This is a genomic window from Polaromonas sp. P3_C2, assembly GCF_056402675.1.
Window position 1 is genome coordinate 1 of record NZ_JBFUGX010001249.1, and the last position, 570, is coordinate 570.

At 59.9% G+C, this 570-nt stretch carries 1 protein-coding gene; it reads left to right on the forward strand.

The features are described from left to right. On the forward strand, positions 1-570 hold a 570-nt coding region (gene scpB / locus AC1DWI_RS25890), incomplete at both ends, for an SMC-Scp complex subunit ScpB (RefSeq protein ID WP_477726290.1).

Here is a 570-nt window from a genome sequence, read left to right on the forward strand (position 1 = left end):
GAGTTGCAAAGCGATTGGTCTGGTCGTGGCGTGGAACTTGTTCACGTGGCGACGGGATGGCGTTTTCAAAGCAGGCCGCAGATGCGTGAATATCTGGACCGGCTGCACCCCGAAAAGCCCCCGCGCTATAGCCGTGCCACACTGGAAACCTTGGCCATCATTGCTTATCGTCAGCCGGTGACGCGCGGTGACATGGAGGACATCCGGGGGGTCACCATCAACAGCATGATCCTCAAGCAGCTCGAAGACCGCGGGTGGGTGGAGGTGATCGGCCATCGGGAAACTGTCGGCCGCCCCGCACTTTATGCCACCACCCGGCAGTTTCTTGACGACCTTGGGGTCGAGTCGCTGGACCAGCTTCCTGTGATGGACGGCAGCCCGAATCAGCTTCCGATGCTCGAGCAGATTGAGTYTGGCATCTCTGAACTTGCGGGCAAGCCGGAGGTGGACATGGATGGTACAGATGTTGAGCGGCTGGAACCTGCTGTGCCGGAGCCCGTATCAGGCACGGCTGAAGAGCTTGAGATTGGTGAGATCGCCGAGGCGCCAACTCTGTACACGCAACCACAG